Origin of the sequence: Halomonas sp. KAO, assembly GCF_015595025.1 — a bacterium.
GTDB lineage: Bacteria > Pseudomonadota > Gammaproteobacteria > Pseudomonadales > Halomonadaceae > Halomonas.
In genome coordinates, this window is record NZ_JADNRL010000026.1 from 206,405 (window position 1) to 219,469 (window position 13,065).

Annotated in this window: 14 protein-coding genes; 4 read left to right on the top strand and 10 right to left on the bottom strand. The window is 61.7% G+C overall.

The window, feature by feature from the left end; translation table 11 throughout:
- Window positions 1–238, top strand: a 238-nt coding sequence (locus IOC61_RS17975; RefSeq protein WP_420706353.1) for a hypothetical protein, incomplete at its 5' end; no start/stop codon positions are given.
- A 175-nt stretch (window positions 239–413) separates the two neighbouring features.
- Here the strand turns inward: IOC61_RS17975 and cas2 are convergent.
- The 8 genes from cas2 to IOC61_RS14795 form a co-directional block, all read right to left on the bottom strand.
- Window positions 414–704 carry a CRISPR-associated endonuclease Cas2 gene (gene cas2, locus IOC61_RS14760; protein ID WP_195689497.1) on the bottom strand — a complete coding sequence of 97 codons (291 nt, stop codon included), beginning with the start codon at window positions 702–704 and terminating at the stop codon, window positions 414–416.
- A 24-nt stretch (window positions 705–728) separates the two neighbouring features.
- Entirely contained in the window at window positions 729–1,769 is a 1,041-nt protein-coding gene (gene cas1c / locus IOC61_RS14765; RefSeq protein ID WP_195689498.1) for a type I-C CRISPR-associated endonuclease Cas1c, read from the bottom strand.
- Window positions 1,770–1,774: 5 nt separating this feature from the next.
- Window positions 1,775–2,416: a CRISPR-associated protein Cas4 gene (cas4, locus tag IOC61_RS14770; RefSeq protein ID WP_195689499.1), complete on the bottom strand. Its 642-nt coding sequence runs from the start codon at window positions 2,414–2,416 to the stop codon at window positions 1,775–1,777.
- 12 nt (window positions 2,417–2,428) lie between these two features.
- A complete protein-coding gene (gene cas7c / locus IOC61_RS14775; protein ID WP_195689500.1) occupies window positions 2,429–3,298 on the bottom strand; it encodes a type I-C CRISPR-associated protein Cas7/Csd2 in 870 nt (289 codons plus the stop codon).
- Window positions 3,295–5,100 (bottom strand): type I-C CRISPR-associated protein Cas8c/Csd1, encoded by a 1,806-nt coding sequence (gene cas8c, locus IOC61_RS14780; protein WP_195689501.1) that lies wholly within the window; start codon window positions 5,098–5,100, stop codon window positions 3,295–3,297. The genes cas7c and cas8c overlap by 4 nt, the downstream gene beginning before the upstream one ends.
- Window positions 5,097–5,765 (bottom strand): type I-C CRISPR-associated protein Cas5c, encoded by a 669-nt coding sequence (gene cas5c, locus IOC61_RS14785; protein WP_195689502.1) that lies wholly within the window; start codon window positions 5,763–5,765, stop codon window positions 5,097–5,099. Before cas5c ends, cas8c begins: the two co-directional genes overlap by 4 nt.
- Window positions 5,766–5,808: 43 nt before the next feature.
- A complete protein-coding gene (locus IOC61_RS14790) occupies window positions 5,809–8,043 on the bottom strand; it encodes a CRISPR-associated endonuclease Cas3'' (protein ID WP_195689503.1) in 2,235 nt (744 codons plus the stop codon).
- Between the two features lie 440 nt (window positions 8,044–8,483).
- Window positions 8,484–8,825, bottom strand: a complete 342-nt coding sequence (locus tag IOC61_RS14795; RefSeq protein WP_195689504.1) for a YbjQ family protein — start codon at window positions 8,823–8,825, stop codon at window positions 8,484–8,486.
- Between the two features lie 122 nt (window positions 8,826–8,947).
- Between IOC61_RS14795 and IOC61_RS14800 the strand changes: the two genes are divergently transcribed.
- Complete coding sequence (locus IOC61_RS14800) at window positions 8,948–10,096, top strand: putative sulfate/molybdate transporter (RefSeq protein ID WP_195689505.1); 1,149 nt, start codon at window positions 8,948–8,950, stop codon at window positions 10,094–10,096.
- A 26-nt stretch (window positions 10,097–10,122) separates the two neighbouring features.
- The gene (locus IOC61_RS14805; RefSeq protein WP_195689506.1) at window positions 10,123–10,335 is read left to right on the top strand and encodes a TOBE domain-containing protein; all 213 of its coding nucleotides are present in this window, start codon (window positions 10,123–10,125) and stop codon (window positions 10,333–10,335) included.
- A 25-nt stretch (window positions 10,336–10,360) separates the two neighbouring features.
- Here the strand turns inward: IOC61_RS14805 and IOC61_RS14810 are convergent, their stop codons facing one another.
- A complete protein-coding gene (locus tag IOC61_RS14810) occupies window positions 10,361–11,575 on the bottom strand; it encodes a YbfB/YjiJ family MFS transporter (RefSeq protein ID WP_195689507.1) in 1,215 nt (404 codons plus the stop codon).
- 523 nt (window positions 11,576–12,098) lie between these two features.
- Here IOC61_RS14810 and IOC61_RS14815 point away from each other — a divergent pair.
- On the top strand, window positions 12,099–12,653 hold the full coding sequence (locus IOC61_RS14815) for a TetR/AcrR family transcriptional regulator (RefSeq protein ID WP_229333160.1): 555 nt from the start codon (window positions 12,099–12,101) through the stop codon (window positions 12,651–12,653).
- Between the two features lie 70 nt (window positions 12,654–12,723).
- Here the strand turns inward: IOC61_RS14815 and trxA are convergent, their stop codons facing one another.
- Window positions 12,724–13,053, bottom strand: a complete 330-nt coding sequence (gene trxA / locus IOC61_RS14820) for a thioredoxin (protein WP_195689509.1) — start codon at window positions 13,051–13,053, stop codon at window positions 12,724–12,726.
- Window positions 13,054–13,065 lie beyond the last annotated feature (12 nt).

The following is a 13,065-nucleotide window of genomic DNA, read 5'->3' on the forward strand; positions in this document are numbered from 1 at the left end:
GCGACCCGTGCGGGCCGCGACCAGCGGCGTGGAGGAGCTGGCACTCGAGACCAGCGTGTTTCTATCCGCGCGACCCGTGCGGGCCGCGACCCCGCGGATCCTCGGGCGGGTGTTTTGGGTGGAGTTTCTATCCGCGCGACCCGTGCGGGCCGCGACCAACGGCTGGATGCTGGCCCTGTCACTCGCCGCCGTGTTTCTATCCGCGCGACCCGTGCGGGCCGCGACTGCTCCCTTGTAACAGGTTGATTCAACTAATGAAATACTAGTGAACCAGCGAAAGATCGCGGGAACTCCGGTCAGAATCGCCAACATTTGATTAGGGCATGAAAATATCAATTAAAACATAATGTTAAAGAGCCGCGAACAGATCGGAAAAAAGCAGGACGCTTGGGGTTCGCAAAGCACCGTGGCTGCTAAAAAACGAGTGGGCCATTCATATCCAGTGCCGGTTTGGCACCGACATGCTCGATGCGTTTTTGCCACTGTCGCCCCAAGAAATAGAAACGCAGGCTATCGACCTCTTCATCGATCAAGTCACACAGCTGCTGACGTAGCCGTGCCCACTGGTCCGGATCGACTTCGATCTCGAATACCGAATACTGCACCCGCTGTCCGAAGTCACGACACGCCTTGGCCACACGTCGCAGCCGCCGAGGCCCACCTTCGGATGTAGTGCTCACGTCATAGCTGACCAGTACCATCATTGCATTCGCCTCCCAAGCAAGACGCTATTTCCAGAGAAAGGGCGGATAGGCATCCAGATCCCCACGAAGATGGCGTGCCAAAAGCTGGGCTTGTAGTGATGGCAGTAAACCGATCGGCGCCTTCTCACCGATAAAGGCATGGTTGAGCTCGTCACGCTTTCGCTCCTGGTAGGCGGTCAGCACGGCCTTGCGAGCATCATCCGTCAATATGACGCCACCACTCTCGGTCACCGTGAAGTCCCGCTCACGCAGCTGTCGCCGATTGATCAGAGACAAAGCCAGTCGGTCCCCCAGCAGCGGCCGGAATTCCTCGGCGAGATCGAGTGCCAGGCTGGGACGCCCTGGCCGGTCGCGATGCAGAAAACCGACGGATGGATCGAGGCCAACACTCTCTAGCGCCGAACGACAGTCGTGAGTAAGCAAGGTATAGAAGAACGACAGCAGCGCGTTGGTACGATCCCGTGGCGGCCGACGATTCCGCCCCTGAAAGCGAAAGGCCTCATCGTCACGCCGAATAAGTCGGTCGAACACGCTAAAGTAGACCTGCGCAGCTTCGCCCTCGAGTCCTCGTAGCCCGCTGGTCAGCGGTTCCGTCAGCAGGTCGCGGGCAATCCGCTCCAAACGCGAACGTGCCTGCGCTAGACGGCTACGTTCACCTTCCGGGAGTTTGGCACCGTAGTCTCGCAGGCCACGTGAGAGCACGGCGCGCTGATTGTGGACCTTGCCGACGAGAATGCCACGCACGATGGCCGCACAACCGGCTTCATCGTCACTTCGCCGGTACTGCGTACGCCGTAGCAGCACGTTGCCCGACACCGGCCCCTCGATACGGGCCAGAAACTTGCCGTTGGGCGAAAGATGCGTGATGGTGACGCCCTGCTCGGCGCAAAACCCCATCAGGGGAGGCGAGACCAGAACGCGGCCGAAACAGATCAGCGATTCGAGCATATGGATGGGCAAGCGTGCACGCTCCTTGCCCTCGACCTGCATGACAACATTAGCGCCTTCTTTCTTTAACCAAGCGCCTTCGGTCGTAATGTAAAGGGAATTCAGCTGACGTCGCATGGCGTTTACTCGTTGCCCAGGGTTTGGAGCTGGCGCGCCAACCAGCGACTCGCCGAGCGTTGCTTTCCCATTATCTGGGGCTGGCAACAATCGATCAGGGAGCAGCGATCGCAGCGCTTAGGTTCATAGATGGCCGCAGGCGTCTCGACGCCTTCGAACAGCGTGCGCGTGTTCGCGATGACCTCCCGGGTCAGCGCTCGGAGCGCCTCATCGAAGGCGATGATCTTGCGCCGCCGTGTCTTGCCATAGTAGAGCGCACCCTCGCCGATCGTGACCTCAAGCATCTCCTCGAGGCAAAAGGCCTGGGCGCAAAGCTGCACTTCATCGGCGCGATGCGCCTTGGGCCGGCCCCGCTTGTACTCGATCGGCCGGACCACTATCGTCGCTTCGCGCTCATCGAACTCGACCACATCCGCAACGCCCGTCAGTCCCAGTCGCTCGCTGGCGAGCGGCAAGGCCGTGGCGGTGTGAACACCGCGACGTCGCTCGTGCCCGGAGCGATCGACGCGTTCATGCAGGATGCGCCCTTCAGCGGTATAGCGGTTTTCTGCCCACTGCTGCTCAAGGTGAATCAGCGCGCACTGCCGTGGACAGAACAGGTAGTGCTGCAGCGCCGACAGCGGTAACGGACGAACCTCATCCTCCATGCCCTGAACCGCCTAAAGCCGCACATCGATCGTAATGCCGGACGGCAGCTCGTCGCGGTCGACGGTGACGGCATAATTACTGTAGTAACGCGCCGGCGTGTCGGTTTCGCCTTCGACGCGCTTGACCTGGACGCGGTCGAATAGGGTGTGAGCCGGCGCATTGCCCATCGGGTTTTCGTGCTTGAAGACGATCAGTTTGCGCGCCGACATTTCCCCTCGTGAAGCGGAGCGATCATGTTCAAACATGTTGATCAGGGCACGCCAGAGCAGCTCAAGGTCGTCTTCAGTGAAACCAGTGCGCTCACCAAGCTTGGCGGAGATATAGCCGTGAACCCGATAGAGCCCATAGGGGATGATATGCTTACGCCCCATGGTGCGCTCTTTTTCGAGATCCTTCTCATTGGTCACCGCCATGCGTGTGATCGAGACTTCCATCGGTACGACGGGATCGATCGAGGTGGCGAACGCCATCTGCACCGGGCCGCGTACCTGACCGGAATTGACCTCGGTGGTCATGACCGCACCAAAGGTTCGCACGTCGAAGAAGTTGGCACACATCCATGCGGTCAGCTCTCGTGCCTTCGCCTGGTCTTTCGGCAGCTTCTTGGCCTCGGGCTCGATACCCAATGCCTCGTATGCCTTCTTGTGCTGATTGTTCAGTACCGACTTTTCCTGCATATAGATCGCGTAGCCCGCGTTGCCTTCCTGCTCCAGCGCCACATAGTTACGGATCTTGCGCTTGAGGCACACATCGGTCACCAACCCCTGGTTGGTCTCCGGGTCGAGTCGCGGCAAATTTCCGGCATCCGGATCGCCATTGGGGTTGCCGTTGGTCACGTCGAACAACAGCACGAATTCATAGCGATTGGCGATAACACTCATTTTGACTCTCCCTGTTCATCTTCTGCGTTGTTAGCGGCGCCATCTTTCGTGGCAAAGCGTGCTTGCGACTGATGGTAGTAACCGATCGCAAAACGCCCCTGATCCTCGATGCGAAGACTCTTGGGAAAGCTTTCTCCAAGCCCATCGATGATTGCCCCGATCTCGCTTTCGATCTTGTGTGCCAGCCCTCCCTTTTCTTTCTTTCGCATATTCGATAGGTGGTGCTGGACATTGCGCAACAGCATCGGGAAGACGCTGGCCGGCGTCGCCGAGGCGGCACCGTAATAGCGATCACGGATAGTGGCGTTAAGCTCTTTTCCCAGCGCACTACGTTGGGCATTTTCCAGTTCGGCGAACAGTCGACCAAGCAGATAGCCTTGGTGGGTGGAGTGTGGATCGAGACTCACGGGCACCTCCTGTGTGGATGACGTCATATGCGCCGCGAGACGCGCTTCACGCGCGAGCACGGCCTTGCAGAGGGCAACACGTGGACCAGTAACCTGTCCATCGCTGCGAAAGCGCATCACAATATTGTTCAACAAAGCCCGAGGATAACGGCATCCGGTGATAATCGAACGCATCAGCTCTCCGGCTAGCTGAGGTGGAACATCCTCGGCACTTGGCTTGCCATCTTTTTTTCGAATTGGCGCAGTCTGTTTTGTTAACCAAGAGCTACTCGGCGCCACCCCTTTCCAAGGCGAGGGCTCCAAGGCAAGGTCACGCCGATGGTCGACGTAATGACGGACCAGATGATCGAGATCGTTGACGCACCAGAAACGAATCGAGAGTCGAGCGGCATTTGGGGCCAACCCCAGTACAAAGAATTCTGTGCTGCCGTCCAGTTCAGGATCCAGGCTAGCCAGCGGCCGCCCCATCGCCACACCCTCGAGCACGGTCTTCAACCGTGCAGCCTCCTGCTCATCCGTAGGCGGGTTGTTGAGCAATGCAAACAACCCCTCGGCGGCTTCGGCATGCACCGTGTCTTGCGCCCGCGCCCAGAACACCACCGTGGCGTCACCGATCTGCAGACGTTGGTGGTTGTGCGCATCACGTCGCAGTATATGGTTGAGCGCCGTGGCATAACCGAAAACGGCGGCCTTCGAGATCGAGGCATTGGCCATGCCACCCTTGCTATAGGATTCGTAGGCGTCGCTGTTGAAGGAGATCAACGCCGCGCCCGAGCTTTGAGCCCCGTTGACTTCGCGGATACGAGGATGGCCCGGTGCCAGTGGCCCAGTCTCGCCAGTCACCAGGCACTGCCCATGGGCTCCATCGTCTTTCTCCATCACCTCGCGCCAAATATCGCGCACAGCCGTCTTTTCATGCAGATAGGCGTGCTGGCCATCGATGCGAAAGACGAAATTGGCATCCAGCGCCTCATCGCTATATCCCGGCAGTGTCTTCAGCCGCTCCGGCTGCCATTGCTCCATCAGCCGCAAAAAGGCACGCAGATCCGGATCATCGCTATCGCCGAACAGCTCAAGCTGACGCTCTTTGAATGCGGCATGCTCATCGGCAAGTCGCTTGCCTGCGCCCTTCGTCACACCGAAGGCGTAAGCGGTCTTGTCCCATAGGGGATAGGCGTGAATGCCTGAAGTTCGCGACTTATCGATGGGAACCTGCATCAGCACCGGCCGCGGTTTCTTTCCGGTGGTGTCGCGAAGATCGGCGATTTCTATCGGTTGGCCATCGGCAGACAGAATCAGTGCGAAGCTGACTTTCTCGCTGCTAAACCCCGGCGCCGGCACCTTACCCTGCACCGCCAGGCGGTGATAATAGTCGTTCAGAGCGGAAAGCATCATGCCAGGGCCTCCGCGAAGGGCGGAACTTCGATCACGCCATCGCGCATGCCGGCACGAAAGAAGCGTGGCGTCTTGCCGTTGGCGAAATCGATATCGTGAAGCATGAAGCCCAGATCTCGCTCGCCGGCCAGTTGCTCATCGACCGAGGGCATTGCCTCGTCGGACTCGATCAGCGCAAACGACGCCGGAAACTCACGTGTTCCCAGGCACGGCATATGAAAACATTGTCCCTGCCTGGCGCGACGGTTGAAGATATCCAGGTGCTTGCCGGGCGTGTCGCTGTCATCGGCGCGTGAGGTGAACTCGAAGTGCGCTTCGATCACATAACCCACATCGCGTAAGACGGTGGCCGCGCGCTGTTGGCGTCCCTGGTCGACGTAATAGGCAACATCATCCACGCGCCCGGCCTTCATCGCCTTCGAGACCGTTGATGCTGGCAACTTATGCCCTACCTCGTTGCGTCGAATCGACTCGAAGCGAATCGGTTTCAGAACATGGATGCGATCAACACACCATCGGATCGCCGGCTTCCAGTGGATGGCCTCCAGGATGCCACGTGCCGCCGAGGGCGTGATCACATCGTAAGATACCCGTTCCACCTTCATCTCGGGGCGAGTAAAGCAGGCCCGCTCTCCCCAGATATGTAAACGCACCCCGAACGTCATCCTTTACTCCTTGTGGTGTCTTCTATCGCTTCATCAGCCGACATCACCAAATGTTTGACTCGCTTGCACGAAACGTCGGCTCATTCCAATTCAGGCCCAGCCAATCGTCGTAGAGGTCCTCGTTAATCAGCACCATGAACTGCTCGCCGAATTTCGCCGGCTCTACCGCGGCAATGGCGCCGGCGTGCTGGAGCGCCTCGAAGCCCCGCCGCGGCACCTGCACCGTGTAGGGCTGAAGCCGGCGGGCAATGCCACCGACGCCCTCGACATGGCTGAGCCGCCTGATGGCGTCGCGGGCGGTATCGTCGAAGGGAATGATCACGGCTTGCTGGGTGTTCTCGATCATGCGGAACTGCTGTGCCACCGTATCGAATGGCAGCCCCTCTAGCCCGCCACGCTCGAAAAGCCCCAACAGGTCATGCTTGTCGAGCGTATCGTGCCCCTGCTGCCAATAGAGCAGACGGAAGTAGGCGTCGATGGCATCCAGTGCTAGGGGGGCATCGCCGTGGCTGCGCAGCACCTCGCGGGTCACCTGGGCAAACTGCTTGAGCTCCGGCGGCGGCGCCCAGTCTTCGTTGGCCGTAGCGAAGATGCGCACCTCGCTATCGGAGGCCACACGCTTGCCCTCACGATTGCAGCGCCCGGCCGCTTGAGCAATGGAGTCCAGTCCCGCTTCGGCGCGCAGCACAAGAGGGAAGTCGACATCGACCCCCGCTTCAATCAAGGACGTTGATACGACTCGACAGGGTGAACCGGCTTTAAGCGCTTTACGTATGTCGGCTAGCACTTGCCGACGATGCACGGCACACATGGAGGTGGTGAGGTGAAAGGCGCCAGGGTGATCCTCGATCGACTCAAATAGAGCACGGGCATGTCGGCGATTATTGACGATACACAGCACCTGATCGCACTCGATCACCTGATCACGCAGTGTCACATCATCGAGCGTACCAATATGGCATACACGAACGCGCTCCAACTCCTGGTAGAGCCTTTGAGGACAGGGAGCTAGCTCTTTAAGGTCACGGAGCCCACCCTTGAAACTATGCTCGGGTTCATCCAATTCCGCGAGCGCTGGCTGGGTCGCGGTACACAGCACAACACTGGCGTGATAGTTCAGGGCCAGCTCGTCCAACGCCGCCACGCTGGGGCGCAGCAGTGGCAAGGGCATGGTCTGCGCTTCATCGAGGATCACCACGCTGCGCGCGATATTGTGCAGCTTGCGACACCTCGAGGTCTTCGCCGCGAACAGGCTTTCGAAGAACTGCACGGCAGTAGTGACGATAATGGGTGCATCCCAGTTCTCGCTGTCCCGACGCAGCTTATCGATGCTTCTGCTATCGCGCCCACTAGCACCATCATTGGCGTCGAACGCACTATGGTGCTCCAGCACGGCAGCCTCGCCATGCTCGCCCAGCGCCTGGCGAAACACTGCCGCATTCTGCTCAACGATGCTGGTGAAGGGGATCACGTAGATGATGCGATCCATGCCATGGGCGATGGCATGCTCGAGCGCAAAGGTAAGCGACGCCAGCGTCTTGCCACCACCGGTCGGAACCGTCAACGTGAAACGTCCCGGTGGTTCGCTCGCCTGGCCACGCACATGGGCCAGAATCTCACCGCGTAGCCGATTGACCTCGCTGTCGGCCTTGAATCTCGATAAGTGCCGATCCAGCGATTCACACAACACCTCGAGCGATGGACCACCACCACGAGCGACGCGCAACCCCCGCTCATGCTGGGCGTAGAAGCGTTCGGTATCGATGAAATCGGCATCGACCAGACAGGAGAAAAGCATGCGAACCAAAAAGCCTAGCTGGAAGCAGGCGCGATCTTGGCGCGGCGTAAAAGTGGCCGGTGCCGGCACGCTGGCCGGCAGAGCGACTTCATCCCGCCAAGCCGTATCCAGTTCCGGCAGTTCGGCAAGCAAGCGCTGGCTCAGCGGCGTACGCTCGCCGAGGTCGCGCCCATTAGCGAGCCCGGCATGATGGCCAGCGATGGCATAGGCGAGAAGATGACCTAGCTGCCCGAGCTGCTCCTTAGCGACAACGGCTCCAGCTGTGGAGTGATCGACTCGTTTAGGTGCCCCCTCGAGTCGCTGCTGAAACGGCTCTGTATATTTGCCAAGATCGTGCAGAAGCCCGGCAACTCGCCCCAGCTCGGCAGAACCGAAGCGCTCGGCCCGGCATGCCGCTAGCCGTCCGACCTCAGAAAGATGACTCTCGAGTGTCTGCCAGTCGGATTTATCGGCCACAGATGTGGAGTGCGCGTAGTACATGCGTCCCTGCTACTTTTTAATTAGCTTTCTCCTAGCTAAGCATCCCGAACCCCACTTTGCCACCCTGCGCATCTGTCCACGTTATTCTTCCGTCCGGCGTTGATGCAGGTCATCGTCGCACTATACCTGGACGGGAATTCTGTGGAGGCATCTGAAACATTTCCCTGGGCCACCCTGGCCCACTGCCGGCTGATCGAGATTCTGCCCCCCTGAAGGTCGGGTAGTGGTCGCACAAATCGGCGATGCCGTCAGGAGCTTCTCCGTCGCCGACGTCGCCAGAATCGCCTTGGCGACAATCACCGCACCCCTGGCGAAGCCTGCGCCATGCAACGCCGAATACCCTGGCAAACAGGGCCGCCCGCAGCTGGGCGTTGCACTGCTCGATGTCACGAATTTTTGGGTTCGGGTTGTGGAAGGCCATCGGCTCCTCCGCGGTCATCTCACCCCTTAGCGACCTTCACCGCGGTCCCGGTCGCCACCAGAAACAGCATCGACTTGCCGCCGCCGGAGATCTCGCTGTAATCGAGGTCGATGCCGATGACCGCATTGGCGCCCACGGATTCCGCCTCCTTTCGCAGCTCATCCAGGCAGGTCTTTCTGGCATCGCGCAGCGCGTTCTGGGACGACTTGTTGCGCCCGCCGAAGAAGTCGCGGAAGCCGGCGAACATGTCCTTGAGAACGTTCATGCCGAACACGCATTCGGCGGAGACGATGTCGATATGCTCGGTGACTCGGTAGCCCTCGAGGTGCGATGAGGTGGTCAGGATCACGCGTTCAGCCATGGTCGGGTCACTCCTGGGGTGGTGATTACTGTGGTGATTGCGGTGGTAAATGATATGGCGACGGCGGTAGCGAACAGGCCACCTGGGTTCGGTTCCTGCGCCAAGGCGCTACAGTGGAGAGTATGTCTTCCTTTACCCCATGGCGACCTCGCCGGCAGACCCTGGCGGCGCTAAGCGGCGACATTTCCGGCGCCTTCGGCGACCTGGGCACGCTGCTGCCCTATGTGATCGCGGCGACTGCCCTGGGCGTGCTGTCGCCGCGGCCGGTGTTTGTCGGCCTCGCCATCGGCTATCTGCTGGTGGCCCTGCTCTACCGCGCGCCCATCGCCGTGCAACCGATGAAGGCGCTGGGCGCGATGATACTTGTCGGCGGCCTCACCGCCGGTGAAACGGCCCTGGCCGGCGCCACGCTTGGTTTGGTACTGCTGGCGCTGGCCGCCACTCCCTATCTTGGCCGTGCGGCCCGGGCGCTGCCCCAGTCCGTGACGGTCGGCCTGCAGGCCGGCCTGGGCCTGATGCTGATGGCACTCGCGTTCGAGATGATGGCCGCAGGCTGGTGGCTGGCACTGCCGGCCGTGGCCGCCCTGGGCCTGTCCTGGCGATGGTCACGTGGGCCCTGGGCGCTGGTCGTGGTCATCGCCGCCATCTGGCTGGTGCCGGCTGACGCACTGCCCGAGGCAGTGCATTCGACGCCGGCGGGCGAAGGCATCTCGCTTCCATCGGTGGCAGGCGGGATCCTGGCCCAGCTGCCGCTGACGCTGCTCAATGCCGTGGTGGTGGCCACCGCCGTATCACGGTCACTGTTTCCGGCCGCCGCCTCACGCGTCAGCGAACGTCGCCTGGCGGCGTCCAGCGGGCTGCTCAACCTGGTGCTGACGCCGCTGGGGGCCATGCCGATGTGTCACGGCGCCGGTGGCATGGCCGCCCACTATCGCTTCGGCGCCCGTAGCCTGATCGCTCCGCTGACCATGGCGGCAGCCTGCGCTTTGGCCGCGCTGCAGGGTAGCGCCGTGATCACCTGGCTGGCGGCGATTCCCACGCCGGTGGTCGGTGCCCTGCTGGCCTTTGCCGGGCTCGAGCTGACGTTGAGCAGGCGGCTTTTCGACGCCCGCCCCGACTGTCGGCCGGTAATCGCCGCCACCGCCGTGGCAACTCTCTTCGGAGGAGCGCTGATTGGCCTGGGGGTAGGACTTGCCAGCGAGCGCCTGCGCCGGCATCTTGTGCGCAGGCGCGCCGAGGGCACGCCGCCTGACAGGGGCCAATGCCCCTGACCCACCACACTCGAGGAGACTCAAGGATGAAGATCAGCGCACGCAACGTGATCAAGGGCACCGTGCTGGAAGTGAAGGAGGGCCCGGTCAACAGCCAGGTCCGCGTCGATATCGGCGGCGGCAACACCATCAAGTCGATGATCACCAGCGACGCCATCGAGGAGCTCGGCATCGCCGTGGGCAGCGAGGTTCAGGTAGTCATCAAGGCCTCGGATGTGATGCTCGGCATCGACGACTGAGGTAAGCGAATCGCCCAACGGTGCACTAGGCCACAGCCTTGGCCTCGGCATCCAGCCGTTGGGCGGTCTGGTCCACCCCGCGCAGCCACACCAGCAGCACCGCCCCCAGGGCGACGAAGCCACCCGCCAGCCACAGGCCGATATCGTAGTGGCCGGTGGCCTCGGCCAGCATGCCGGTCAGCGCCGGGGCGATGATCTGGGCGGCGCCATAGGCCAGTGTCATGCGCCCCATCATGCGCGCCGGGCTCTGGGGGTAGAGCCGGCCGGCCATGGTCAGCACCAGGCTGACACAGCCCAGGAAGGTGCCGCCGTAGAGCACCGCACTCGCCAGCACCCCCGCCAGGCTGTCGGTCACCGCCGGCAGCACGATCCCCACCACCTGCAGGCCCATGGCGGCGATCAGCGCGCCGAGATAGCCGATCCAGCGCGCGATCAGATCCCACAGCATTACCGCGGGCGCCGCCGCCAGGCCCACCAGGGCGAAGGTCCAGTTGCCGGCCCCGGCCAGCAGCGGCTCGCGCTCGACGATGGCGACGATAAAGGTCGCGCTGATCACGTAGCCGTAGCCGGCACAGAAGTAGGCGGCCAGCATCAGCCTCATAAAGGTGCGGCTGGGCGGCTGGGCCCGGCGCTGCTCTCCCCCGCTGCCCGGTGCCGGCTTCGCGGGTCTCGGCAGCCAGCACCAGGCGGGGATCAGCAGCGCCACGGCCAGGGCGGCGAAGCCCCACCATTGAGCCTGCCAGTCAAACGAGAGTCGCAGCATCAGCTCGACCGCCAGGGCCGCCAGCAGCATGCCCAGGCCGACCCCGGCGAAGTGAATGCCAAGCTCGCCACGCTGCCGATGGCTGATCAACCAGTGCAGGATCAGCCCCGAGGCGAGCAGCATGGCGCCGCTGCTGGAGAAGCCGGCCACCAGGCGCATCGTCGCCCATAGCCAGAAGCTTTCGGCCAGCGCCATGCCGGCGGTGGAGAGCAGCGCCAGCACCAGGGTGAGGCGGTAGAGCGTATCCTTGAGCCGGATGCTGCTGATGGAGGCCGCTGTCAGTGCCCCGAGCATATAGCCGGCGTAGTTGAGAGCGGCCAGCCAGCCTCCCTGGGCGTCACTCAGCCAGGTCTGCTGCTGCATCACCGGTAGCAGCGGGGTATAGGCGAAACGCGCCACGCCCACACACAGCAGCTGGCTGAACAACCCGGCCAGCAGCACGCGGTAGCGCGGTAAGAGTAGAAAGGGCTTGGCCATGCCTGGCGCTCCGTGATCCTTGGAAGGTGGCGCCGATAGGGGGCGCATCACCGGCCAACCTACCACATGCTCGGTGATAGGAAATCGCGACGTTCGCCCAACTGGGCAGGTGCGTCCCGGCAGACGAGTCAGGCTTGCACGGAGAGGACCCGGCCCATGGGGGCCACCGGATAGCGATTGCGAGCGGGAAGATGATGCAGGCCACATCATCTCTTTTTTGGTCGCAGCCAATGCATGGAAGCAGTCAATGCGTAGAAAAGTGCCATGCCTTCACCGCCCCTCGAGACGAAATCGGTGCGATCGAGCATCGTGACAAGCCGCTTAATCAGCCGTGTAGGAGGCACTTTTCTGCTTTCATTGACGGCCAGCGCCGAATGGCGACGGCTGGACGATGGCAGGGCCGAAAGGATAGCATTGAGCGATCACTCAAGCTTTATCCTCAAGGGTTGAAGCGCTTAAATCATGGACCGGCATCATGTCCCGAGTTACACAACACAACCGGCAAGAGTCTCTGGAACGTGCCTTGCAGCTATTTTGGCACAAGGGGTTTCATGACACCTCACTCAAGGATCTCGAGCGGGCGCTGGAGATGCACCCCGGGAGTATCTATGCCACTTTCGGCAGCAAGGGTCAGCTATTCCAGGAAGCGCTGGAGCGCTATGCCCACCTGGCACTGGTTGAGCTTGAGCGCACCCTGGCGGCTCACGAGTCACCGCTAGCCGGACTGGCTGCCTATTTGCGCCAGCTTGGCGGGCTTCGCGATCAAGCGGTACCCAGCCGTGCCTGCATGCTGGTCAAGAGCCTGCTGGAACTGGGGGAGCGGGAGAAGGACGCCCGAGAGAAAGCAGAGGCGCTACTGACGACGATGGAGAAGCGCTTTATCGACAGCTTCGCGAAGGCCCAGCAGACAGGAGAGCTGGACGAGGAGCTCGACCCCACCCGGCTTGGCCGACGGTTACAGGCCGAGGTGATGGGGCTGCGCTCCTTCGCCCAGCGCGATGTCGATAGTGCAGCCGTACATGCTCTGGCCGACGACATGGCATCCTCTCTGGAAGCGCTGCGCTCCTCTGCTCACTGAGCGGTAAAGGCGTGGCCCGTTGAGGCGATCTCCTCAACGGGCCACGTAACGCCTCTCGATACCCAGGCGCCTAGCCTCGGATGTTGCGATCCAGCAGGGCGTCCAGGCTCTCCTTGGGCTGCACTCCACTGAGTGACTCGAGCTTTTCCCCTTCCCTGTAGAGGGTCACGGTAGGCAGGCCCCGCACGCCATTCTGGGCAGCCAGCACCGGCGCTTCATCGACATTGAGGGTCACCACCTTGAGGGTCTCCCTGCGCTCCTCGGCGATGGATTCGATTACCGGGTCGAGCATCTTGCAGGGTGCACACCACGGCGCCCAGAACTTGATCAGTACGGGCTTGTGGCTTTCCACTACCTCGTCGACGTAACTGCCTTCATCGACTGCTGTCAGATTATTCACGTCGTCTCCCTA